The sequence below is a fragment of the Lacibacterium aquatile genome (assembly GCF_042683105.1).
Taxonomy (GTDB): domain Bacteria; phylum Pseudomonadota; class Alphaproteobacteria; order Elsterales; family Elsteraceae; genus Lacibacterium; species Lacibacterium aquatile.
The window spans coordinates 86,423-109,900 of the sequence record NZ_JBHUIP010000016.1; the positions used below are offsets into that span (position 1 = coordinate 86,423).

Genomic DNA, 23,478 nt, shown 5'->3' on the forward strand with positions numbered 1-23,478 from the left:
GCCTCGGTGAACTGCCGACCGATGAGGGTGGTATCGCGAAGGGCGGTGTTTTTCAACCGCAATCAGGGGAGCTAGAACTTGCCCAGGAAATCCATCTTGCCGATGGCAAGCCCGCTGTGGCGCAGGATCGCGTAAGCCGTGGTGCAATGGAAAAAGAAGTTCGGCAGCGCAAAATTGAACAGATAGTCGCTGGCCGTGAAGCGGGTTTCGAAGCTGCGCAGCTTCAGGGTAACGCCGCGCTCCTCCGCCCCATCGAAGGCGGCGGGATCGATGGACTTCAGGAACTCGACCGTCTTGGCGATACGGGCCTGTAGATCCTGATAAGTCTTTTCCACGTCCGGCATGCTGGGCGGGGTCTGGCCCGACAGGCGGGCGGCGGCGCCCTTGGCGGCGTCGGAGGCCAGCTGGATCTGATTGATCAGCGGATGCATGTCGGGGGCCAGACGGGCGGTCAGGAAGCTCTCCGCGTTCGGCTCGTCCGCAGCCTTTTCCAGGATCGTCGACAGATTGGTGAAGGCACGCACAAAGGTCGGGATCGAGGCCTGATACAGCAACAGGGACATGGATTTCACTCTAAGGAAGGAAGGGATGGCCGAAGGTAGCGCAGGCCCTGAATTGTAGCAATGGCAGGTACGGATTATCGCTACGGACTGGCCGCCAGCGCCTCCTGATCCGCTGCCATTTCGGCCAACAACCAGTCGCGGAAGGCCTTGATTTTCGGCAGATCGGCCGTCGCCTTGGGGGAAACAACCCAATAGCCCTTGTCCAGCGGCAGTTTGGCCGTGAAGGGCCGCACGAGGCGCCCGGCGAGCAGGTCCCGCATCGCCAGGGTCGTGCGGGTCATCGCCACGCCCTGGCCGCTCATAGCGGCATCCACCGGCAGGCTGTCCTGGGTGAAGATCGGGCCGCGATCAACCGAAAACCCATATCCCAGTTCATGCTTCCAGCGGCGCCACTCCTCGTAATTATCCACATGCAGCAACGTCTGCCCGGCCAGATCGTCTGCATGACTGATCCTGGCCGCGATACCGGGGGAGCAGACGGCAAACATCTCCTCCACCGTCAGGCGGACGGCATGAACCCCTGGCCAATCGCCGGTGCCATAGCGCACAGCCATGTCGATATCTTCGCGGGCGAAATCGACCAGATGGGCCGAACTGCCCAGCCGTAGGTCGATGCCAGGATGCAGTTTTGAAAAATCCCCCAGGCGCGGCACCAGCCAGCGGGAGGCAAAACTGCTGGAGGTGCTGACGGTGAGGACGCCGCTGCTCTGACGGCGCATCAGATCCTCGGCCCCCCGGGCAATACGATCGAAAGCCTCGCGCACCACCGGCAGATAGGACCGCGCAGCCTCGGTCAATTCCAGCCGATGGCGTCGGCGGATGAACAGGCGCAAGCCCAGATCTTCCTCCAGCGCCTTGACCTGATGGCTGATCGCGCCCTGGGTGACATTCAGCTCTCCCGCCGCCGTGGTGAAGCTTTCATGGCGGGCGGCGGCCTCAAAAGCTTTCAGCGCATTGAGGGAAGGCATCCGGCGCGGCATCGGCACATCCTGACATTAGAAAAACTAATGATAAACCGAGAAAGGATGCTTTGTAAGGCCCGGAATTCCGGCGCTACATCGAAATTCATGCGCTTTTAAAACCGGAGCAAAATTCATGAGTCTCGAAGAACGCGTTAAGGCCCTTGGCCTTAAGATACCTGCTGATGCAACACCCGGCGCCAACTATGCCCCGGCGGTCCTGCACGGTGGGCTGGCCTATGTCAGCGGCCAGTTGCCGCGCGAAGGCGACCATGTCTTTGTGCGTGGCCGGGTCGGCAGCGACGTGACGCTGGAAGCCGCCCAGGAAGGCACGCAGATCGCTTTGCTGCGCTCGCTGGCAGCCTTGAAGGAGACGCTCGGGTCATTGGACCGGGTGACGCAGATCGTCAAGCTGACCGTCCTGGTGCAGAGCGCGCCTGGCTTTTTCCAGCAGAGCATCGTCGCGAACGGTGCATCCGACCTGATCTATCGGTTGTTCGGCCAGGAAAAAGGCGCCCATGCCCGCACGTCGGTCGGCGTCGACCAACTGCCCCGCAATGGCGCGGTGGAGGTCGAGATCGTGGCGGCCTACGACTAACCTAGCGATCCCAGACCGGCACACCCGTAAAGGATTGGGCGAGGTAGTCGACCATCATCCGCACCTTGGCAGAAAGATGCCTGCGGCTGGGATAGGCTGCCAGAATATCGATGTCCGCCATGCGATACTCCGGCAGCACCGGCACCAGCCGCCCCGCTTTCAGATCCTGACCGATGATGAAAGTCGGCTGCCAGGTGATACCGATCCCACCCAGGGCAGCCGAGCGCGCGGTGTCGCCGTTATTTGTGTGAAATCCGAAGCGGACTTTCTGCACGACCGGCTGCCCGGCGGCATCGAAAAAATGCCAGTCCTCGGCCGTCACATTGTAGGAATAGCCGATGCAGCGATGACCCGCGAGGTCGGCCGGAGTGCTCAGCACGCCATGGCGCTTCAGATAGTCAGGCGAGGCAACGGCGACATTGCGCGAGGCCGCGAGACGGCGCGCGACAAGGGAAGTGGCGCCCCCGCGTGAGATACGGACCGCGAGGTCATAACCTTCCTCCACGATATCCACGACCCGGTCCGACAGCACCACGTCCAGCTCGACCTCGGGATATTTCACCAGGAACCCTGGCCAGAGCGGCGCCAGATGCAGAATGCCGAAGCTGACCGGCGCATTGATGCGCAACCGGCCCTTGGGCGTCACCGAACTGGCGGTCGCCAGCGCTTCGGCCTCGGTCACGTCATCCAGAATCCCCCGCAGCTTCTCGAACAATGCGGCTCCGCCTTCCGTCAGGGAAAGGCGGCGGGAGGAGCGGTTGAGCAGCCGGGTCCCGAGGTGCGCCTCCAACTCGTTCACATAGCGGGTCACATTGGCGGGCGAGGTGTCCAGGGCGTCGGCAGCCTTGGTGAAACTGCCGCGTGCGGCGACGGCAGAGAAGACTTCAAAGGCGCGCAGGCGGTCCATGGTCTGGGCTCATCATTCAGGAAAACTGAATGATACTCGCATCTCTGCTGCCTGTTTCCAATAGATCATGAGAGTTAGGGTCCTTTCAACGACGGCGCACCGCCGCCGATACACACCAGATGAAAGGATCTTCAAAATGAACCGTCTCAATGGCAAGCGCACCCTGATCACTGGCGGCACCAGCGGCATCGGCCTCGAAACTGCCAAGCAGTTCATCGCCGAAGGCGCCCGTGTCGCCGTCACCGGCACCAACCCGGAAACCCTGGCTAAGGCCAAAGCGGAACTGGGCGAACAGGTCCTGGTGATCCAGGCCGACGCAGGCAATATCGCCGACCAGAAGAAAATCGCCGATGCGATCCAGGAAGGTTTCGGCGGTCTGGATGCGGTCTTCATCAATGCAGGCGTCGCCGAATTCCGCCCCATCGAAGCCTGGGACGAGGCCGCCTTCGACAAATCCTTCAACATCAACGTCAAGGGTCCGCTGTTCCTGGTGCAGGCGCTGCTGCCGCTCCTCTCTAACCCGGCTTCGATTGTGCTGAATACCTCGATCAACGCCCATATCGGCATGCCGAACAGCACCGTCTATGCAGGCAGCAAGGCAGCGCTGCTGTCGCTCGCCAAGACCTTGTCGGGTGAATTGATCGGCCGGGGTATCCGCGTCAATGCCGTCTCGCCGGGCCCGGTTTCGACCCCGCTCTATGGCAAGCTTGGGCTTTCCAACGAGGATCTGCAGAAGACGGCCTCGGCCATCCTGGCCCAGATCCCCGCCGGTCGCTTCGGCGAGCCGTCGGAAATCGCCAAGGCCATCGTGTTCCTCGCCTCGGACGAATCGCGCTACACCGTCGGCGCCGAACTGATCATCGACGGCGGCATGAGCACGCTCTAATTGCTTGGGTTCCTTGAAACGGGGGCGCAGACTGGCGCCCCCGTTTCCTATTGAGCCAAACCATGCGCCTTCTGAAAGCCGACATCACCAAGCTCGAGGTCGATGCCATCGTGAATGCCGCCAATGGGGCGCTTTCGGGCGGTGGCGGCGTTGATGGTGCGATCCACCGGGCGGCAGGGCCGGAGCTCTTGGCCGAATGCCGGACGCTGGGGCGCTGTCCGCCGGGCGAGGTACGGGTGACCCAGGGTTACCGCCTGCCCGCCAGGCTGGTTTTCCATGCTGTAGGTCCGGTTTGGCGGGGTGGGGAGGCGGGCGAGACGGATCAGCTGGCCGCCTGCTATCGCCATTGTATGGAGCTCGCCAGGGAGCACGGCGTACGCAGCATCGCCTTTCCGGCCATAAGCTGCGGCATCTATGGTTTCCCGGCGGAGAAGGCAGCGCCCATCGCCCTCGGTATCGTGGCGGAAATGCTGCCGGAAAGCGGCGTCGAGGATGCCATTTTCGTTATGTTCGATCCCGGCATCGAACGCGCCTATGAGAGAGCCTTCGTAAACACTCAACCAAACGGTTGACAATCAAAGTCGGCACGTAGATATTCAACCACATGGTTGACCATATCTCCCCCACTCACCGTCTCGACACGGTTTTTCACGCCCTCTCCGATGCCACCCGCCGCGCGATGCTGCAGCGGTTGGGTCGGGAGGATCAGAGCGTCACCGCATTGGCCGAGCCCTTCAGCATCTCGCTGGCGGCTGCCTCCAAGCACATCAAGGTGCTGGAGGGGGCAGGGCTCATCCGGCGCGAGGTCCGGGGTCGCACCCACCTCTGCCGGATCGAGGCCGGTCCGATGCGCGAGGCTATGGAATGGCTCAATCACTATGGGCGGTTCTGGGATGCACGCCTCGACGATCTGGAGCGTGCTCTGGCCGAGGACGAGACAGAAAAACAGGAACCGACAGATGACCATTCTTGAAGATTTCGGCACCCTCACCGCGCCGGATACCGTTCGCCTGGAACGCCTGCTGCCCGGCCCGATCGACCGGGTCTGGAGCTTCATCACCGACAGCGAAAAGCGCCGGAAATGGCTGGCGCCGGGACCCATGGACCTGAAGGTCGGCGGAGAGGTCGATCTGCGCTTCAATCACGCCGAACTGACCGGCGACAAGAATACCCCGGCCGAATTCTGCAAATACGACGGGTCGATCAGTCAGCCCGGCCATATCGTGGCGGTGGAAGCGCCCCATCTTTTGACCATGACCTGGGGCGAAGGCGGCAGCAATCCTCCGTCCGAGGTGACCTTCGAACTATCGACTAAAGGCGACAAAGTCCTGATGGTCATCACCCATAAGCGCATCCCGAACCGGGGCTATATGCTGAGCGTTTCGGGTGGCTGGCATGCCCATGTCGGCGTTCTGATCGATGTGCTGGCGGACCGTGAACCGCGACCTTTCTGGAAAACCATCGAAGCCTTGAAGGTCGAGTACGAGCAGCGCATCCCAGCTTGACCGAGACAGTAATCAACGCCTTTGACGAGCCGCTAAATGCGGCTCGTCTTTGTTATGGGCGGGTGCGTTAGTTATATTAACTTTCTGTCATTTACCTGAATACATGATTATTATTTCGATCATAGAAGCAAAAATTTGAATATAAACGCCGTTAATGAAAATTGAAATTTCCTCATAGAAAGTCTTTGAGTCAACAGACTCGGAATCAAGATTATTTTATACTAACCTATCCTCTGAAAATATCAGAGGGAGGGGACGATGAGGCATTTAACCCTGTTGTGCATGCCGGTTGTATTGTCGGGATGTATGCAAGAGATTACGCCGACGGCAGCGTCGACAGATTTCCGGTCGAACCTGATGTCCGACGGCCCCAATCCGCTGGTGAAATATCCCGCCCTCCGACAGATCGAGGTCCAGCTGCGCGATTATGTGATGCAGCCGACCCCTGACATGAAAACCGACTATCTCATCGCTGTCGGCGCACCGGAGATCGGTGCCGCGCATGTCCGCCAGTCGGTTTCGGAGCTTAACCAGGGGGCTGATGCCCTAATTGCCCAACGCTATGGCGCCCCCTCTGCTCCTAACGGCTCCTGCGGGGTCGAGCCGACCGCAGAGCTGCCTTTCCGCCCGGTCGAGCAGGCGATTAAGCCGGTCGATTGGATGTTCCTGTCGGGCGCCTGTGTCGACGGCAAGGCTAACGGCATCGCGTCGGTTCGCAGCGCAGACGGCGTGCAGCATTTCACCGGGCAGTTCGTGGATGGCCGGGCGGTCGACGGCATCTATCAGGATACCGCGCAAAACTTGCTTTATGTCGGGCCGATCAGCCAGTCCGGCGAACCAGTGCGGGCGTCGCTGCGCCATCAGTGGCCAGGTAAATCCGTGGTCTATTATATCGGCGATCTTCAAGGCGGATTGGCGAATGGCAAAGGGGTGTCGGTTTCCCCGAGCAGTGTCGGCGGGCTCCATCTGAATACCGCCGGTCAGTTTGCCGCCACCAAGCTCAACGGCTTCGGCACCTATCAATCTCTGATGAATTTCGGCGACGGGGGTCGGAAGGTCGGCGCCTGGATCGGTTCCTGGGCCGATGGCAAGGCCCATGGGCTGGCAGGCAATACCAACGACGCGGATTCGCTGTTCGTCGGCACCTATGAACACGGCCAGGGGAATGGGGTCGGCGGGATGTATTATGCCGATCTGACGCCGCTCAGCACCTATCGTGCCTTCCGCTTCGGCGGCTACCGGGGCGGGAAGCGGGATGGTGGCCATCTGATCCAGAATGCCTGGAGCGGGATGGAAGCGCGGGAAGTCTGGCGGAATGGCCTGATGATCGAAGATGATACCTTCGATTTCGGCCAGATCTTTGCCTTAGCCGGGGGTGCGGCCGTGCTGGGCATGTCGAATATTCCCGCTGCGGCCAAGGTGCAGATGGGCGGCGCCTATACGGCGGACGTCATGGGAAATACCGGCGGCAGCAACACGATCAATACGGCGAATGCCCTGGCAGGTGGAGCAGCGGCAGGTCGTCCTGGCATGATCGGGGGGCGCCCGGTTTCTTCTTCCGTTGCCCCAGCCGGGGCGATGCGCACCGAAAGCTATAGCTTCACCTGTGCGCACAGCGGATCCCATACCATTCAGATCCCCTATCGCGATGCATCAAAACTGCCCATCAAGAAGGCCTATACCAAGACGATGGCCTGCAACGAGACGGACAATTGGTCCAAAGCCCTTGCCGACTGCAACCGGGCCTTTGGCAATCAGTCCTGCCAAGAACAGTGATGGGCAAGGCGACGGCGATCCCCTTGCCGTCGCCTGTCCTACTAAAGGGCCAAGCGCGTCTCGACCCGCAGGTCACCCGTCAAAGTACGATGGACCGGGCATTTGTTGGCGATGACCAGCAGCTTCTCCCGGTCTTCCGCGCTCAAGTTGGGCCCTGTTAGGAGGATTTCGCGCTCGATCATCTCATGGGCCGGTTGGTCGCCTTCGGCGGGAATCCGGCGGTGGTGCAAAGTGACCATCACACGGTCCAGCGGGATCTGTTTGCGTTCGGCATAGAGCCGCAGGGTCATCGAGGTGCAGCCGCCCAAGGCGGACAGCAGGAAGTCATAGGGATTTGGCCCGGCGTCCTGCCCGCCTTCCTCGATCGGTTCATCGGCCAGATAGCGATGACGTCCGGCGGTTACTAGCTGCTCCAGCTTGGTGCGGCGGCTTTCTTCCACTGTCACCTGCCCCTGCGGCAAGGCCGGCGGCGCGTCGGGTTCAGGGACGGCATCGAGATACCGCTCGGCCCAGCCCGCGATGACACTGGCAGCATATTGTGCGTCCGCCAGCCGTGTCAGCAGATGGTCGGCATTATCGAGCGAGATGAAGCTCTTGGGGTGCAGCGCCGCCTCATAGATCTGGCGGGCATTGTCGATGCCGACCACATCGTCGATGGGGGAATGCAGCACCAGCAAGGCCCGATGCAGCTTGGCGATCCGCCGCTGCTGATCGTGCTGGGCAACATCCTCCAGGAACTCCTTGCGGATGGTGAAGGGGCGCCCGGCCAGATTGACCTGGGCTTCGCCCTTGGCCTCGATCTCCGGCACGCTGTCCTGGAACTGATGCACGATATGGCCGACGTCGTAGGGCGCGCCGATGACGGCGACGGCCCGCACCTCCGGGATCTCGCCTGCTATCCCCAGCACCGCCGCGCCGCCAAGACTATGGCCGATCAGCAGCGAGGGCGCGCGACCGGTCACCCGCATATGGGCGATGGCGGCTTTCAAGTCGGCGAGGTTGGAGGAGAAATGGGTGTTGGCGAAATCGCCGCCGCTGCCGCCAAGCCCGGTAAAATCGAAACGGATCGTCGCAATGCCGCGCTGGGCCAGGGCCGCCGCGATACGGGCAGCGACGTGGATATCCTTGCCGCAGGTAAAACAATGGGCAAACAGCGCATAGGCCCGCACCGGCCCTTCGGGCAGATCGAGGCGCGCGGCGAGCTTGATGCCATCGGCGCTGGGGAAATCGAAACGTTCGACGGGCATGCGGTGTCTCCCTTGTTCTCTGGCTTTATCCGTCATCCCGGGACTTGATCCCGGGATCCCCTCCGAGAGCGCTTCAATTTGCCTCGGCCCTCCTTGGACAATCTCCCGGAGGAGATCCCGGGATCAAGTCCCGGGATGACGACAAAACGTGAAGGAGCGGAGATCCCGGTGTCGAGCACCGGGATGACGGTATCAGCGGATATCATGCGCAAAAGCTTGCCACAGTCGTTTGCGAGTCTGCTTCTAAAGGAGACCCGTCATGCGCTTCGTCCCAGCTTTCGCCCTTCTGTTTGCAGCCACCCCGGCCCTGGCTTCCAGCCCTGACGCTTGGGCTGCCTTCGCAGGTGAAGTAAAGGCCGCCTGCGTTGCGGCCAGCGAGCTGAAAGATGCCAAACCCGCCTCAAGCCAGCTGCTGTTTCCCGGCACCCATCAGCAGGTGGCGATGCTCGTGACCGGGATCTATCCGCAGCCCCATATGAAGGGCAAGGCAGGCACCGTCCTCTGTCTTTATGACCAGAAGAGCGCGACTGCCCAGATCTCCGAAGCGGAAGGCTGGGCAGCCGTTCAGCCCTAGGCCTCAAGCAGCCCGGAACAGCCGGATCTCCACCGGCTCCCGGCGATTGCGTACCTGGATTGCCGGACCATCCTGATAGCGGGGAATCATCTCCGACACACGCGGATCAGCCGTGGCAGCGCTGATCAGCGCGTGGCTGGCCACGATAGGGGCGGCATGTTCGCGGGTCAGCTGCTCCAGGCGGCTGGCCACATTCACGCAGTCGCCGACCACCTGATATTCCAGCGACCGTCCATCGCCCAGATTGCCGACAGCGCAGAGGCCGTAATGCAGGCCGATTCCCACCGCGACCGGCTTTTGTCCGGCGGCCCGGCGCTGATCGCTCCAGGCACTCATTTCCTCCAGCAGCGCATGGGCGCAGATGAGGGCGCGGGCGGCATCGTCCGGCTTGGCATGCGGGGCGCCATAGGTGATCTTCACGGCGTCACCGATGAATTTCTCCATCACCCCGCCATGGCGGAAGACCACGGCAGAAACCCGCGTGTGATATTCCCGCAAGAGCCCCATCAGCTCCACCGCCGTCATTTTCTCCGACAGGCTGGTGAAGCCGATGATGTCCATGAAGATGATCGCCACATGCTGTTCGCGGATCTCGTTCAGCACGGCAGGGGCGGCGGCGAGGCTTTCGGCTACCTCGGGCGGGAAATAGCGGGCGAGGTTCGCCTTGCCGACCTCTGCCTGGATGGAGCGCATCAGCAGGCGGCGCCCGCGCCAGACCGCCACCGCCAGCAGGCCGGTCGCCAGCAACAGTACAACGATCTGATTGAGATAGACCAGGACGCTTAGGTAATGCGGCCCAAGGGTGCGGGCGATGTCCTGTTCGACGGCGCTACGGGCGGGGTCCAGCACCAGCGGCGTCAGGTAATTGATGGTGTCGGGTTGGAAGAACAGGATCCAGAAACCGGCACTCCACGCCAGCGCCGCCGCGACCCCCGCCCAGATGACCAGCAGGGGAGAGAAAGTTAAGGTTGCGAGGCCCAGGTACACGAAATAATAGCCGAAATTCTGGAAGCGCATATTGAGCAGCGCCGTCCAGACATCGGGGATGAAGGGGCTGGGGACGATCAGCACCCAGGTCAGCAGCAAGGCATCGACCGTGGTCAGAATGGCCTGGGTGCGCGCGATATTGTCGGACCGGCAGAGCAGGCGCGGCAGCCAGCCGAAGGCGGTAAATGCCGCGCAGATCCCAACGTAATAGAGGGCCTGAAGACCCTCGGTCGACAGGATCGACCAGATGGCAATGGCCAACATCGCGGCGGTTCGCGCCCAAATGGCAACCTGCAACCCATGTTTCTCGGCTTTTAGGAGCAAACCGCCGCTGGACGGAGGGGATAGCTGGGGCGCCATGGGTAACCTCGAAGGTTGGGACCTGTCTGCCGCAGATCCTAATCTGCAATGGCCTCCGCTCGAAGGTGGTATCTGCGCAATGTGAATTCCAGTCAGGCTTGCGCTCACGGCAGGTCTGGTCTGATAAAACGTTTCATTCAATTTTGCTTAAGACTTTACGCTTATACCCGCCACAACCGAGGCGGCGCTCCCGATGGTTCGCAAGTCCTCAATCGTTCTTTCAAATGTTTGGTGAGGACCATGTCGATTCGGGTTATGCTTAATACATCGTTGCTACTGATCGCAGTCTTGGTCGGTGGATTAGGTGGATTTGTAGCTTGGCGGCAGTCCGCCCAGATGAGCTTCACGACAGAAGCGGGTGAACGGGTAGCAATCTTCCGCTCCTTGGCCGTTATTGCTCAGAATCTTTCGTCCGAGCGTGGTGGCATGACCGGCGCACTCGCCGCAGCGCCTGGATCGGCCGCCGTGGCAGGGGCGCAGAAGACCCTGTCCGACAATCGCGCCGCCCTCGACGCAGCCTTCACCGAATTCGACCGGGTTGCGGCCCTGCACAGCTTTCCTGGCAGCGAAGCGGTCCTGCGCGACATCAAGGCGCTGCACGACCGCGTCATGATTTTCCGCAAGGAAACTGCCGAAGCCGTGGCTCTGCCGCTGGAACAGCGCACCGCGCTTCTGAAGAAGCTGACGGCCGATAATCTGCAGATGCTGACCGATCTTGGTGAACAGATGCGCGAACAGCAGTCTCGCCTCTCTTCCCTGATGGGGGGGGCCGCGCAGATGATCGGCCTGGCCTCGACCGTCTGGGACTTCCGCGACCAGACCGGGCGCCACGCGACCTTCTTCACCAACATCATTCCAACCGAAAAGCCAATGACGGATGCCGGGCAGCGAGCGCTGGCACGCCAGCAGGGCGTTGTCGACCGCATCTGGTCGGAAATCGAACCCTATCAGACCAGCCCCGATGCCTCTCCCGCCCTGCGTGCCGCCACGGCAGAAGTGGCCAAGGTGCAGATTGCCGAACTGGGTGAAGTGCGCGCCAAGCTGGCCGAGGGCTTCGTCACCGGCGACTATTACATCGACGCGACCGAGTTCCGTCGTCGCATCCAGCTTGGCTTTGCCGCGATCAACGCCCTGCGCGATGCCGCAATCACCGAGGCCGAGGAGATCGTCGCGACGGCCTATGCGACCGCGCTCTGGAGCTTCATCATCGGGGCAGCAGCAGCGGCCTTCGTGCTGGCTGTGGTAATCATCGTTGCGGTTCTGGTGCGCCGCCGTGTAACGCAGCCCCTGGACGGCTTGACCGGCACGATCCGCAAGATTGCCGACGGCGCCCGTGACCTCGACGTCGATTTCGCCGGTCGTACCTGCGAAATGGGCACCCTGGCCAAAGCGATCATCGTCCTGCGCGACAATGCCAAGGAAGCCGACCGTCTGGCGGCCGAGGAAGCCGAACAGCAGCAGCAAAAGCTGGTCCGTCAGCAGCGCGTCGATGGCTTCATCGCCGATTTCGAAATGGCCGTCGGTGGCGTGTTGGGTGCCATGGCCGGCGCTGCCGGGCAGATGCAGCAGACTGCCAGCCAGATGAACCGCACCGCCAGCAACACCAATGAACAGGCAACCACCGTGGCTGCCGCCTCCGAACAGGCATCGGCGAATGTGCAGACGGTTGCCGCCGCCTCCGAGGAACTGACCAGCTCGATCAGCGAGATCAGCCGTCAGGTTCAGGAATCGGCAGAAATCGCCCTGCGCGCCACCAGCGAAGCTGAGCGGACTGCCGGTCAGGTTCGCGATCTCAAGGCCGCGGCCGAGCGGATCGGCGAAGTCGTCAAGCTGATCAACGACATCGCTGCCCAGACGAACCTCCTGGCGCTGAATGCCACCATTGAAGCGGCCCGTGCCGGTGAAGCGGGTAAGGGCTTTGCCGTCGTTGCTTCCGAGGTGAAAAACCTCGCCAGCCAGACCGCCAAGGCGACCGAGGATATCTCTGCCCAGGTGGCGGGCGTGCAGTCGGAGACGGCAACAGTCGTCGCCTCCATCGAGGAGATCGGCCGCACCATCCACCGCATGAACGACATTGCCTCCGGTGTCGCGGCAGCGGTCGAGGAACAGGGTGCCGCGACCCAGGAAATCACCCGCAACGTCCAGCAGGCAGCCCAGGGAACCCAGCAGGTTTCGTCGAGCATTGTCGATGTCACGCTGGGCGCCCGCCAGACCGGCAATGCTGCCGAAGAGGTTCTGGGGGCATCGGGTGAACTGGTCCGCCAGGGCGATCATTTGCGCGGAGAGATCGAGGGCTTCCTCGGCAACATCCGCGCCGCTTGAGGTCGCTTGGCGGGAGGGGGCATCTGCGTCGTTGCTTGCCGTGCTCGGTGCTCACGTACAGTCGTACGCTCCGCGCGCGTTGCGCGCAGACTTTATGGTTAGGCGGCAACGCCGCCGGTGCCTGTGCTGCAAGCGCCTAGCATCTGACCCCTCCCGCCGTCGCTTCTAAAGCTGAACCCCCAAGGCTCATCGCGCCGTCAGGCCGCCATCGACGGTCAGGGTATGGCCGGTGATGAAGGAGGCGCGGTCGGCGAGCAGGAAGAGGGCGGCTTCGGCCACTTCTTCCGGTTCAGCAACACGGCCGATGGGGTGGAAGTCGGTCAGGACGTGCTTTTGCTCGCCGTCGGCCCCGGTCTTGAAGCCGCCCGCCGTCATTGGCGTGCGGGTGATGGCAGGGCTGACGACATTCACGCGTACGCCCTTGGCCGCCACTTCCACGGCAGCGGAGCGGGCCAGACCGATAAGGCCTGCTTTGCTGGCGCTATAGAGGTTGCTGCCCGGCAGAGATACTTCGGCCAGCACGGACGAGGTGAAGACGATGGCGCCCTTGCCCTGCGCCAGCATCACCGGCAGTTGGGACTTCAGCGCGAAGAAGGCACCCTTCAAATTGATGTCCATGATCCGGTCATAGTCGGCTTCGGTCTGATCGATGACCGGCTTCATGCCCCCATCAATGCCGAAGTTATTGAAGGCCGCATCCAGCCGCCCATGACGCTTTACGATTTCCTGCGTCATCTCCTCGACAGAGGCGGCATCCGCGACATCTGCCTGAATGAAGCTGGCCTTGCCGCCCGCTGCCAGGATATCGGCCACGATTGCCTCGCCTTCGGCCTGACGACGACCGACCACAGCAACCGTCGCGCCTTCCTTGGCAAACAGCTTCGATGCCGCTTCACCGATACCCGAGGTGCCGCCGACAACGGCGACGATCTTATCTTGCAACAGGCCCATGACTGCTCACTCCATTTAAATGATGATCGTCATTTATAAATAGATGACGTATATCATTTATGTCAACGGGCATTTTCAGGAGGCCGCCATGGCACGGGTCAGCAAGGAACAGAGCCAGAAGAACCGGGAAACGATCCTGCAGGTCGCGGCAGGCTTGTTCCGCGAGCGCGGCCTTGCCGGGATCGGGGTTGCGGATCTGATGGCGGCGGCGGGCCTGACCCATGGCGGCTTCTATGGTCATTTCGCCTCGAAGGACGATCTGGCGGCCGAAGCAGCGGGCCGCGCCTTCGACGAGGTGTCGGGGATGTGGAAGTCGGACGCGGCTTTTGAGGCAAGCGTCACGCAATATCTGTCGGCCGAACATCGCGACGCACCGGACAAAGGCTGCCCCATGGCGGCCCTGGCGGCTGATGTCGCGCGGGAGGGGAATGACAAACCGATCCGCGCGGTTTTTCAGAAGGGGATCGCGGAAACTGTCGAGGCGCTGAGCGGCCTTCAGGCGGACGGACGTAAGGGTGCGCTGGTGGATTTGGCGGCTTTGATCGGTGCTCTTACGCTAGCACGGGCGACCAAGGGCGACGCGATATCGGATGAGATTCTGGCGGCGGTGAGGGAGCGGCTTTTGGGTAACGCCTAATTGGACGTCATCCCGGCCCCCGAGCCGGGATCCGGCCATATGAGGTGGCCGACCTGAAGCGGCGCAGGGCAACAAACGGCGGCCGGATCCCGGATCAAGTCCGGGATGACAAGGTTTTTTGGTTGTTTGTTGCAGACGCCCCCGGAGGAGACCCCGGGATCAAGTCCCGGGGTGACGGTGTCCCTACTCCCGGTTCAGCCTATTCCCCGCGAATAGCGTGACGATCCAATCCGTGAAAACACGCACCTTGTTCGAGAGGTGCCGGTTAGGCGGATAGACGATATGCAACGGCATGGTGAAGGCCTGCCAGTCGGTCAGTACCGGCACCAGGTTCCCCTGCGCTAGATCCTCGCGCACCATGAACAGCGGCACCTGCGCGACACCGAGACCCGACCGCACCGCCACCAGAAAGGCGTCAGCCTCGTTCACCGCCAGCTGATAGCGACCGCGAACCTCGACTGTCTCGCCATCCTTGGTGAATTCCATCGGCATATGACGGCCGGAGGTCGCCATGAAATAACCGACGACCTGATGCTCGCTGTCCAACTCGCTCGGATGGGTGGGCGTGCCATGGCGCGCGATATAGGACGGGGCGGCACAGGTGATGAAATCGAAACTCGCCAGTCGGCGGGCGATCAGCGAGGGATCGGTCAGATCGCCGCCACGCAGCACACAATCCACATTCTCGCCGACCAGATCGATGGCCCGGTCCGATACGCCAAGGTCGATCTGGATGTCGGGATATTTTGCATAGAAATCACTTAAAGCCGGGATGATGAACCGGTTGGCGAGCGATCCGCCCACATCGACGCGCAAGCGGCCGCTGGGGCTGGCCTGGGATCGAGTAATGCTGCCGTCGAGTTCCTCGATATCGGCCAATATGCGGATCGCCCGCTCGTAATAGCCTGCACCGTCTGGTGTCACGATCACCCGGCGGGTGGTGCGGTTCAGCAGTTTGATCCGCAGATGGGCTTCCAAGGCCTGGATATGTTTGGTCAAAGTCGGCTTGGGAATGTCGAGCAGATCGGAGGCGCGGGTGAAGCTGCCTGCCTCCACCACCCGCACAAAGGCCCGCATGGCGGTCAGTTGGTCCATCTTAGATCCCACAGACAGAGAAACGGGCAAGCCGCAGACAGTTTCACGCAAAACCGCTTCATTATTTCCATATAGAAAAAATGATATTCATAAAGTGGGGTTTATTCGCGAAATCAGCAAGGCTAACTTCTGCTGCATCGCAACAGGTCGACCCATCGGGCGACCCCTTCTTTTGAGGGCCGGACAATGGCTATCAGCTGGACGGAAGAGACACTGCCGAAGGACGCCGCGGGTACCGCGACGTTGCCGGTCCGTGTCTACCGCCATGCCGATACCAAGCGCGCCGCCCCTCTCGTCTTCCATCTGCACGGCGGCGCCTTCACCGGCGGATCGGTCGCAAGTGGCGAGCAGATCGCAAGCCTGCTGGCCGAGGCCGGTGCAGTTGTCATTTCGGTCGGTTATCCGGTCAATACCTGCGAATGCCCGTTCCCCTACGCCTTGCAGGCCACCTTCCATGCGCTGAACCACCTGCACAAGAACCGCACCAACTGGGTTGCCAAGAAGAGCGGCCTCTATGTGGCGGGTGAAGAGGCGGGCGGCAATATCGCTGCCGGTCTCGCCCTCATGGCGCGTGATCAGCATGAACCCCTGCTGGCGGGGCAGATCCTGCTGTCGCCGATGCTGGACCCCGATCTCGCCACCAAATCCTTCCGCCAGGCGCAGGCCGGTGCGGGCGGATGCAAGTGGGCGGACGGCTGGAATTCCTATCTCGGGACCGTCGACAAGGCGCTCCACCCCTATGCGGCCCCTGCCAACGCGTCGCGTCTGGCAGGGCTGCCGCCCACTCTTATCCTGACTTGCCCAGACGATCCCATGCGCGACGAAAGCCTGCGCTATGCCGACCGACTGCGCAAATCAGGCGTCTATGTCCAAGATCAGATTGTCACTTCCGCCGATCATTGGCCCGAGGCCTTGAGCCAGGACACCACAGGTGAGGCAGATTGGGCTCCCCTGGTCCAACGCAGATTTACCGAGTTTTTCGCACATAGCTGAGGGCATAGCGCCCCCGCCCGCTTATCGGCCCCAAGGGCCACCAGGAGACATCATGAACGCATCGCCTCGCCGCGGTCTGTGGACCGCGGGCCTGCTCGCTTCTGCCGCAATCGCCGCCGCTGCCGTTCTTTACGACGGCGGCACCAGCCCCGCAAAAGCCAGTGAAACCGCCGTTGCCGCCCCGGCTCCGGCCCCTGCCGTCCCGGTATCGGTCGCGCTTGTCGAGCGCCGCGACATCGCCACCTGGGACGAGTTTTCCGGTCGCCTGGAAGCCGTCGAGCGGGTCGATATCCGCTCTCGCGTCGCCGGGCCGGTGCAGACCGTCCATTTCCGCGAAGGCGCGCTGGTGAAGCAGGGTGATCTGCTGTTCACCATCGACAAGGCGGTCTATGCCGCCGAGGTTGACCGGGCCGCCGCCCAGGTTTCCGCCGCCCAGTCCCGCGTTACCCTGACGGCGGGCGAGCTGGAGCGCGGTCAGAAGCTGACCGCCTCGCAGACCATTACCCAGAGCACCCTGGATAATCGCCTGAACGCCAAGCGCGAAGCCGAAGCCAATCTGCGCGCCGCCCAGGCAGCCCTGCAGGCGGCCAAGCTGAACCTCAGCTATACCGACGTCCGTGCGCCGGTTGCCGGTCGTGTCGGCAAGGTCGAAATCACCACCGGCAATCTGGTGGCCGCCGGTCCCGGCGCGCCGATCCTGACCACGCTGGTGTCGGTCAGCCCGATCTATGCCAGCTTCAATGCAGACGAGGAGGTCGTCCTCCAGGCGCTCGCCACCCTGCCCGCCGGGCAGGACGCCCGCACCAAGGTCGACCAGATCCCGGTGCAGATGAACACGGCGCTGGCTGGCGGCGAGACCTATCAGGGCCGCCTGCAGCTGATCGACAATGCCGTCGATGCCCGCAGCGGCACCGTCCGGGTCCGGGCGATCTTCGACAATGCCGATGGCAACCTTATCCCCGGTCAGTTCGCCCGGCTGCGCATGGGTCAGGCCAAGGCCGAACCCGCCCTGCTGATCAGCGAACGCGCCGTCGGCACCGACCAGGACAAGAAGTTCGTCATGGTGGTAGGCGAGGATAACAAGGCGACCTATCGCGAAATCACCCTCGGCGCCCCGGTCGATGGTCTGCGGATCGTCACCCGTGGTCTGAAGCCCGGCGAAAAGATCGTCGTCAATGGTCTGCAGCGCATCCGCCCTGGCGTCACCGTCGCCCCGCAGGTGGTCGCAATGACGCCCAATCAGAGCGTCGCGCAGAACTAAGAACTGAACGGCCTTCCTAATTTCTCCGTCATCCCGGGACTTGATCCCGGGATCTCCTCCGGGAGCTTGCCCGATCCTACCGAGGTCGCGTGGAAACGCACCCGAAGGAGACCCCGGGATCAAGTCCCGGGGTGACGAGAAGGGAGGGGCCCTATGAAATCGACACAACGGAGCGTGTCATGAACCTCTCCCGTTTTTTCATCGATCGCCCCGTTTTTGCCGGTGTGCTGTCGGTGCTGATCTTCCTCGGCGGGCTGCTGGCCCTCCGGGTTCTGCCGATCTCGGAATATCCCGACGTGGTGCCGCCCCAGGTGGTGGTGCGCGCGCAATATCCGGGCGCCAATCCCAAGGTCATCGCCGAAACCGTGGCGACCCCGATCGAGGAATCGATCAATGGCGTCGAGGACATGCTCTATATGTCCAGCCAGGGCACGACCGACGGTCTGATGACCCTGACGGTCACCTTCAAGCTGGGCACCGACCCCGACCGCGCCCAGCAGCTGGTGCAGAATCGCGTCAGCCAGGCCGAACCGCGCCTGCCTGAAGAAGTGCGGCGCCTGGGCGTCACCACCATCAAAAGCTCGCCCGATCTGATGATGGTCGTGCATATCACCTCGCCCCAGAATCGCTACGACATGACGTATCTGCGCAATTACGCGGTGCTGAACGTCAAGGACCGGCTGGCCCGCATCGACGGTGTCGGTCAGGTCCAGCTGTTCGGGTCGGGCGATTATTCGATGCGCGTCTGGCTGGATCCGCAGAAGATGGCTGCCCGTGGCCTGTCGGCTGGCGACGTGGTGCGCGAGATCCGCGCCCAGAACGTCCAGGCCGCCGCCGGTGTCATCGGCGCCTCCCCCAGCGTGCCCGGCCTCGATCTGCAGCTGTCGATCAACGCCCAAGGCCGCCTGACCTCCGAAGAGGAATTCGCCGAGATCATCGTCAAGACCGGCGAGAGCGGCGAGGTTACCCGCCTGCGCGATGTTGCCCGTCTGGAACTGGGCGCGGCCGACTATGCCCTGCGCTCCCTGCTGGATAACAAGCCTGCCGTCGCGATCCCGGTCTTCCAGGCGCCCGGCTCGAACGCCATCGAAATCTCGGACAACGTCCAGAAGGTGATGGAAGAGATCCAGGCGAACATGCCCGAGGACGTGGATTACTCCATCGTCTATGACACGACCCAGTTCGTCCGCGCCTCCATCGATGCCGTCGTCTCGACCCTGTTGGAAGCCGTGCTGCTGGTCGTGCTGGTCGTGGTGCTGTTCCTGCAGACCTGGCGCGCTTCGATCATCCCACTGGTTGCGGTTCCGGTGTCGATCATCGGCACCTTCGCGGTGATGCAGGTCTTCGGCTTCTCCATCAACGCCCTGACTCTCTTCGGCCTGGTGCTGGCCATCGGCATCGTGGTCGATGACGCCATCGTCGTGGTGGAGAATGTGGAGCGCAATATCGAGGAAGGCCTGTCCCCGCGTGAAGCCACCTATCGCGCCATGCAAGAAGTGTCCGGCCCGATCATCGCGATTGCCCTGGTGCTGTGCGCTGTCTTCGTCCCGCTGGCCTTCATCACGGGTCTGGCCGGTCAGTTCTACAAGCAGTTCGCCCTGACCATCGCCATCTCCACCGTCATTTCGGCGATCAATTCGCTGACCCTGTCGCCCGCCCTGGCCGCTCTGCTGCTGAAGGGCCATCACGAACCCAAGGACGTGCTGACCCGCGCGATGGATTTCGCGTTCGGCTGGTTCTTCCGGGGCTTCAACAAGGCTTTCAGCGCGGCATCCAACGGCTATAGCCGCACGGTCGGCGGCATCCTGGGTCGCAAGACCATCATGATGGTGATCTATCTCGTCCTTGTTGGCGCCACCGTCTTCCTGTTCCGCACCATCCCCGGCGGTTTCGTGCCGGGCCAGGACAAGCAGTATCTGGTCGGCTTTGCCCAGCTGCCCGATGCCGCCACCTTGGACCGTACCGAAGACGTGATCCGCAAGATGGGCGATATCGCCCTGAAGCATCCCGGCGTGCAGAGCGCTGTTTCCTTCCCCGGCCTCTCCATCAACGGCTTCACCAATTCCTCCAACGCCGGCATCGTGTTCGTCACGCTAAAGCCGTTCGAAGATCGCAAGACGCCGGACCTGTCGGGCAATGCCATCGCCATGCAGCTCAATCAGCAGTTCGCCGGGATCGAGGAAGCCTTCATCGCGATGTTCCCGCCGCCGCCCGTCCAGGGTCTCGGCACCATCGGCGGCTTCAAGCTGCAGATCGAAGACCGCGCCGGTCTTGGCTATCAGGCCTTGAACGAAGCCACCCAGGCCTTTGTCGCCAAGGCCTATCAGACCCCGGAACTGGCGGGCATCTTCTCCAGCTTCCAGGTCAATGTTCCGCAGATCTATGCCGATATCGACCGCACCAAGGCCCGCCAGCTCGGCGTCGCGGTGACCGATGTGTTCGATACGCTGCAGATCTATCTCGGCTCGCTCTACGTCAATGACTTCAACAAGTTCGGCCGCACCTATTCCGTCCGCGTCCAGGCAGATGCCCAATATCGCGCCCGCCAGGACGATATCGGCCAGCTGAAGGTGCGCTCGGCATCGGGGGAGATGATCCCGCTGTCGGCCCTGCTGAACGTCAAGTCGGCCGCCGGTCCGGAACGGGCCATGCGCTACAACGGCTTCCTGACCGCCGATATCAACGGCGGTGCCGCCCCCGGCTATTCGTCCGGCCAGGCCCAGGCAGCCGTCGAGCGGATCGCCGCCGAAGTTCTGCCCAAGGGCATGACTTTCGAATGGACCGAACTGACGTATCAGGAAATCCTGGCCGGTGACTCGAGCCTGCTTGTCTTCGGCATTGCCCTGTTGCTGGTCTTCCTGGTGCTGGCCGCGACCTATGAAAGCCTAACCCTGCCGCTCGCCATCCTGATGATCGTGCCGATGGGCCTCTTGTCCGCAATGGCCGGTGTCTATCTCAGCCAGGGCGACAACAATGTCTTCACCCAGATCGGTCTGATCGTGCTGGTGGGTCTGTCGGCGAAAAACGCGATCCTGATCGTGGAGTTCGCCCGGGAGCTGGAGTTCGCGGGCTATACCCCCCGGGAAGCCGCCATCGAATCGAGCCGCCTACGTCTGCGTCCGATCCTGATGACCTCACTGGCCTTCATCATGGGTGTCGTGCCGCTGGTCATTTCGACGGGTGCGGGTGCCGAGATGCGGTCGGCGATGGGTGTGGCGGTGCTGGGCGGCATGATCGGTGTCACCGCCTTCGGTATCTTCCTGACCCCGGTGTTCTATGTGCTGCTGCGGGCCATGGCGGGCAACCGTCCCCTGAAGCAGCCCAAAGGCCACCCTGTTCCCCAGCTGGGCCATGAACACGCCCCGCAGATCGAACATCACAAGCAACCCGCGGGCGTCGTCTAGACCCCTTCGATGCCCAACGGTAAAAGGCCGGGATCGCAAGATTCCGGCCTTTTCTTTTTGAAACCCTAACACCTAGTGTTAGAGTTCTTCAATGCGGGTTTTCAAGAATAGGTGGTTTGGTCGATGGTCGCGTGGCGAAAAGATTGAGGATCACGACCTCTGCCAAGCCGCTCGCGACATCATCGCAGGAAAAGTAGAAGCAGACCTTGGCCACTGCTTGTTCAAAAAGCGGATTGCCCGAAAAAGGCCAAGGTAAAGCGGCGGCTATCGAATCCTTGTAGGATACCGGAGCCCTGAAACCAATAGAGTCATTTTCCTCTATGGTTTCGCCAAAAGCCGAGCTGCGAACATCTCCGCCAAGGAGCAACTGGCACTTAGCCTGATCGCCGAAAGCTTTATCGCAGCCACCGACACGACTGTAATTGCCTTGCTAGAAAACGGCAGCGTCCTTGAACTGGAGTGCACATCCTCATGAGCGATATTCTGAAGATGGCAATGGAGATGGCAACCGACCTTAAAAAGGCCGGGGCCATAGATGACATCACGATGCGACAGGTTGAGACGCTTTGCCTGCCGCCAAAGCCGAATTTTACCGCCGCTGACGTGCGCCGTATTCGAGCTTCCGCGCGCATGAGCCAACCTGTCTTTGCAGCCCTACTGAATGTCGTGCCGACGACCGTGGCTCAATGGGAAGGCGGACAAAAGAAACCCTCTGGTTCCGCTGCGCGCCTTCTCGACCTGATCGACCGTAAAGGCGTCAGTATTATCACCTCGTAAAGCCGCCTTAGGCCGGCCAGGGGCCTTTGAAGCCCTCGAGGCTGTTGCGCAGGGCGACAATGTCCTGCTTCAAAGCATCGACCCCGGCATCGCCCTTACCCGATGCATCGGTGATGCAGCCGCCGAATTCAGCGGTCTTCTCCTGCAGTGCCCGTCCCGATTGGGTCAAGGTGATGCGCACCTGGCGCTCGTCGATGGGATCGCGCTTGCGCTCGATCAGCCCCTGGGTTTCCAACCGCTTCAGCAGCGGGGTCAGAGTGCTCGACTCCAGGAACAGCTTCTCGCCGATCTCCCCAACCTTCTGACCGTCGCGCTCCCAGAGCACGATCATCACCAGATACTGCGGATAGGTCAGGCCGATGCTGTCCAGCAGGGGCTTATAGACCCGGTTGAAGGCATGCCCTGCGGAATAGACCGCAAAACATAAGAGATCGTCGAGCTTCAGGGGCATGGCGTTTCTCCAGTGCAATCGCTCCATATATATCGTACACGATACAATCGCAAGAACGTAAGTCGCATGGCTGGATTGTCGAGATTAATATCGTGCACGATCTAATCGTGCGATATCCATTTCTCACCGAACAAGGGACGCCGCCCGACGCAAACGAACCGGCGATCAACGAACCCCAAGAGGAGAGTATCATGAACAAGTTCCGCGCCACCGTTGCCGCCGCTGCCCTGCTGGCCTCGACCTCCACCATCGCTTTTGCTGCCGAACCCGTTCTTGAGCCGGTAACGCAGAAGTTCGTGAGCGATCTGGCCGCCTCGGGCTTCAAGGGTTTCCATGTGCTCACCCCCGACGAGGCCCGCAAGGTTCTGGTCGGCGCCCAGTCCGGCGCCGTCAAGAAGCCCGCCGCTTCGATTGAAGACCGGGTCATTCCGGTCGGCCCGACCGGTGAAACCCGTATCCGCATCCTCCGCCCCGAGGGCGCCCAGGGCACGCTGCCGGTCGTCATGTACTACCATGGCGCAGGCTGGGTGATGGGCGATGCAGCAACCCATGACCGGCTGGTCCGGGAACTGGCCGTCGGCGCCAATGCCGCCGTCGTCTTTGTCGATTACGACCGTTCGCCGGAAAACCGCTATCCCGTTGCAATCGAGCAGGATTATGCCGCGCTGAAATATGTCTTCGACAATGCCGTTGCCCTGAATGTCGATGCCAGCCGCATCGCCATCGCCGGGGACAGCGTCGGCGGCAATATGACGGCGGTGGTCTCCCTGCTCGCCAAGGAACGCAAGGGGCCGAGCCTGAAGGGCCAGTTGCTCTTCTATCCGGTGACCGACGCCAAGATGGATAACGGCAGCTACAGCCAGTTCGAGAACGGCCCCCTGCTGACCAAGGCTGCGATGCGCTGGTTCTGGGATGCCTATCTGCCCGATGAAGGCGCCCGCAAGGACCGCACCGTCTCGCCGCTCAATGCCAGCCTCGAACAGTTGAAAGGTCTGCCGCCCGCCCTGGTCATCACGGCCGAGAATGATGTCCTGCGGGATGAAGGCGAAGACTACGCCAAAAAGCTGATCCAGGCCGGGGTGACTGTCACCTCCACCCGCTATAACGGCACGGTGCATGACTTCGTGATGCTGAATGCCTTGTCGGAGACCCCGGCCGCCCGGGGGGCAATCGCCCAGGCAACCAGCTTCCTGAAGGACGTGCTGCGCTAATCCACCCGCCAAGA

Annotated in this window: 22 protein-coding genes and 1 pseudogene; 15 read left to right on the forward strand and 8 right to left on the reverse strand. The window is 62.0% G+C overall.

Annotated features, from left to right (window positions below):
- Positions 1–71: 71 nt before the first annotated feature.
- Together ACFSM5_RS19835 and ACFSM5_RS19840 are read right to left on the reverse strand one after the other, a co-directional pair.
- Positions 72–563, reverse strand: coding sequence for a DUF1993 domain-containing protein (locus ACFSM5_RS19835; protein WP_379878337.1), 492 nt, complete (start codon positions 561–563; stop codon positions 72–74).
- Between the two features lie 80 nt (positions 564–643).
- Positions 644–1,543, reverse strand: coding sequence for a transcriptional regulator GcvA (locus tag ACFSM5_RS19840; protein ID WP_379878338.1), 900 nt, complete (start codon positions 1,541–1,543; stop codon positions 644–646).
- Positions 1,544–1,658: 115 nt separating this feature from the next.
- Between ACFSM5_RS19840 and ACFSM5_RS19845 the strand changes: the two genes are divergently transcribed.
- Positions 1,659–2,120, forward strand: a complete 462-nt coding sequence (locus ACFSM5_RS19845) for a RidA family protein (RefSeq protein ID WP_379878339.1) — start codon at positions 1,659–1,661, stop codon at positions 2,118–2,120.
- A 1-nt stretch (position 2,121) separates the two neighbouring features.
- On the opposite strand, the gene ACFSM5_RS19850 is transcribed toward ACFSM5_RS19845, so the two are convergent.
- Positions 2,122–3,027 (reverse strand): LysR family transcriptional regulator, encoded by a 906-nt coding sequence (locus tag ACFSM5_RS19850; RefSeq protein WP_379878340.1) that lies wholly within the window; start codon positions 3,025–3,027, stop codon positions 2,122–2,124.
- A 136-nt stretch (positions 3,028–3,163) separates the two neighbouring features.
- Between ACFSM5_RS19850 and ACFSM5_RS19855 the strand changes: the two genes are divergently transcribed.
- The 5 genes from ACFSM5_RS19855 to ACFSM5_RS19875 all read left to right on the forward strand — a co-directional run bounded on the left by ACFSM5_RS19855 (position 3,164) and on the right by ACFSM5_RS19875 (position 7,194).
- On the forward strand, positions 3,164–3,913 hold the full coding sequence (locus ACFSM5_RS19855) for an SDR family oxidoreductase (protein ID WP_379878341.1): 750 nt from the start codon (positions 3,164–3,166) through the stop codon (positions 3,911–3,913).
- A gap of 62 nt (positions 3,914–3,975) precedes the next feature.
- A complete protein-coding gene (locus ACFSM5_RS19860; RefSeq protein WP_379878342.1) occupies positions 3,976–4,485 on the forward strand; it encodes an O-acetyl-ADP-ribose deacetylase in 510 nt (169 codons plus the stop codon).
- A 32-nt stretch (positions 4,486–4,517) separates the two neighbouring features.
- A complete protein-coding gene (locus ACFSM5_RS19865) occupies positions 4,518–4,886 on the forward strand; it encodes an ArsR/SmtB family transcription factor (RefSeq protein WP_379878343.1) in 369 nt (122 codons plus the stop codon).
- Positions 4,873–5,418: an SRPBCC family protein gene (locus ACFSM5_RS19870; protein ID WP_379878344.1), complete on the forward strand. Its 546-nt coding sequence runs from the start codon at positions 4,873–4,875 to the stop codon at positions 5,416–5,418. The genes ACFSM5_RS19865 and ACFSM5_RS19870 overlap by 14 nt, the downstream gene beginning before the upstream one ends.
- Before the next feature lie 306 nt (positions 5,419–5,724).
- On the forward strand, positions 5,725–7,194 hold the full coding sequence (locus ACFSM5_RS19875) for an MORN repeat-containing protein (RefSeq protein WP_379878345.1): 1,470 nt from the start codon (positions 5,725–5,727) through the stop codon (positions 7,192–7,194).
- A 41-nt stretch (positions 7,195–7,235) separates the two neighbouring features.
- Here the strand turns inward: ACFSM5_RS19875 and ACFSM5_RS19880 are convergent, their stop codons facing one another.
- The gene (locus ACFSM5_RS19880) at positions 7,236–8,441 is read right to left on the reverse strand and encodes a bifunctional alpha/beta hydrolase/OsmC family protein (protein WP_379878346.1); all 1,206 of its coding nucleotides are present in this window, start codon (positions 8,439–8,441) and stop codon (positions 7,236–7,238) included.
- A 259-nt stretch (positions 8,442–8,700) separates the two neighbouring features.
- On the opposite strand from ACFSM5_RS19880, the gene ACFSM5_RS19885 reads away from it, so the two are divergent.
- Positions 8,701–9,015: a hypothetical protein gene (locus tag ACFSM5_RS19885; RefSeq protein WP_379878347.1), complete on the forward strand. Its 315-nt coding sequence runs from the start codon at positions 8,701–8,703 to the stop codon at positions 9,013–9,015.
- 3 nt (positions 9,016–9,018) lie between these two features.
- Here ACFSM5_RS19885 and ACFSM5_RS19890 read toward each other — a convergent pair whose 3' ends face one another.
- Positions 9,019–10,299 carry an adenylate/guanylate cyclase domain-containing protein gene (locus ACFSM5_RS19890; RefSeq protein ID WP_379878348.1) on the reverse strand — a complete coding sequence of 427 codons (1,281 nt, stop codon included), beginning with the start codon at positions 10,297–10,299 and terminating at the stop codon, positions 9,019–9,021.
- Positions 10,300–10,698: 399 nt separating this feature from the next.
- On the opposite strand from ACFSM5_RS19890, the gene ACFSM5_RS19895 reads away from it, so the two are divergent.
- Positions 10,699–12,684, forward strand: a complete 1,986-nt coding sequence (locus tag ACFSM5_RS19895) for a methyl-accepting chemotaxis protein (RefSeq protein WP_379878349.1) — start codon at positions 10,699–10,701, stop codon at positions 12,682–12,684.
- A 186-nt stretch (positions 12,685–12,870) separates the two neighbouring features.
- On the opposite strand, the gene ACFSM5_RS19900 is transcribed toward ACFSM5_RS19895, so the two are convergent.
- Positions 12,871–13,635, reverse strand: coding sequence for an SDR family NAD(P)-dependent oxidoreductase (locus ACFSM5_RS19900; protein WP_379878350.1), 765 nt, complete (start codon positions 13,633–13,635; stop codon positions 12,871–12,873).
- Positions 13,636–13,723: 88 nt separating this feature from the next.
- Here ACFSM5_RS19900 and ACFSM5_RS19905 point away from each other — a divergent pair, with 88 nt between their 5' ends.
- Positions 13,724–14,272 carry a TetR family transcriptional regulator gene (locus ACFSM5_RS19905; RefSeq protein WP_379878351.1) on the forward strand — a complete coding sequence of 183 codons (549 nt, stop codon included), beginning with the start codon at positions 13,724–13,726 and terminating at the stop codon, positions 14,270–14,272.
- 183 nt (positions 14,273–14,455) lie between these two features.
- Here the strand turns inward: ACFSM5_RS19905 and ACFSM5_RS19910 are convergent, their stop codons facing one another.
- Positions 14,456–15,367, reverse strand: coding sequence for a LysR family transcriptional regulator (locus ACFSM5_RS19910; RefSeq protein WP_379878352.1), 912 nt, complete (start codon positions 15,365–15,367; stop codon positions 14,456–14,458).
- A gap of 186 nt (positions 15,368–15,553) precedes the next feature.
- Here ACFSM5_RS19910 and ACFSM5_RS19915 point away from each other — a divergent pair, with 186 nt between their 5' ends.
- The 5 genes and pseudogenes from ACFSM5_RS19915 to ACFSM5_RS19935 all read left to right on the forward strand — a co-directional run bounded on the left by ACFSM5_RS19915 (position 15,554) and on the right by ACFSM5_RS19935 (position 21,802).
- Positions 15,554–16,360 (forward strand): alpha/beta hydrolase, encoded by an 807-nt coding sequence (locus ACFSM5_RS19915; RefSeq protein WP_379878353.1) that lies wholly within the window; start codon positions 15,554–15,556, stop codon positions 16,358–16,360.
- A gap of 52 nt (positions 16,361–16,412) precedes the next feature.
- Positions 16,413–17,621, forward strand: a complete 1,209-nt coding sequence (locus ACFSM5_RS19920; RefSeq protein ID WP_379878354.1) for an efflux RND transporter periplasmic adaptor subunit — start codon at positions 16,413–16,415, stop codon at positions 17,619–17,621.
- A 179-nt stretch (positions 17,622–17,800) separates the two neighbouring features.
- Positions 17,801–21,025 (forward strand): efflux RND transporter permease subunit, encoded by a 3,225-nt coding sequence (locus ACFSM5_RS19925; RefSeq protein WP_379878355.1) that lies wholly within the window; start codon positions 17,801–17,803, stop codon positions 21,023–21,025.
- A 91-nt stretch (positions 21,026–21,116) separates the two neighbouring features.
- A pseudogene (locus tag ACFSM5_RS19930) lies at positions 21,117–21,500 on the forward strand (type II toxin-antitoxin system RelE/ParE family toxin).
- On the forward strand, positions 21,497–21,802 hold the full coding sequence (locus ACFSM5_RS19935; protein WP_379878356.1) for a helix-turn-helix domain-containing protein: 306 nt from the start codon (positions 21,497–21,499) through the stop codon (positions 21,800–21,802). The pseudogene ACFSM5_RS19930 and the gene ACFSM5_RS19935 overlap by 4 nt, the downstream one beginning before the upstream one ends.
- Positions 21,803–21,809: 7 nt before the next feature.
- On the opposite strand, the gene ACFSM5_RS19940 is transcribed toward ACFSM5_RS19935, so the two are convergent.
- The gene (locus ACFSM5_RS19940; protein ID WP_379878357.1) at positions 21,810–22,253 is read right to left on the reverse strand and encodes a MarR family winged helix-turn-helix transcriptional regulator; all 444 of its coding nucleotides are present in this window, start codon (positions 22,251–22,253) and stop codon (positions 21,810–21,812) included.
- 191 nt (positions 22,254–22,444) lie between these two features.
- On the opposite strand from ACFSM5_RS19940, the gene ACFSM5_RS19945 reads away from it, so the two are divergent.
- On the forward strand, positions 22,445–23,464 hold the full coding sequence (locus ACFSM5_RS19945; RefSeq protein WP_379878358.1) for an alpha/beta hydrolase: 1,020 nt from the start codon (positions 22,445–22,447) through the stop codon (positions 23,462–23,464).
- Positions 23,465–23,478: the final 14 nt, after the last annotated feature.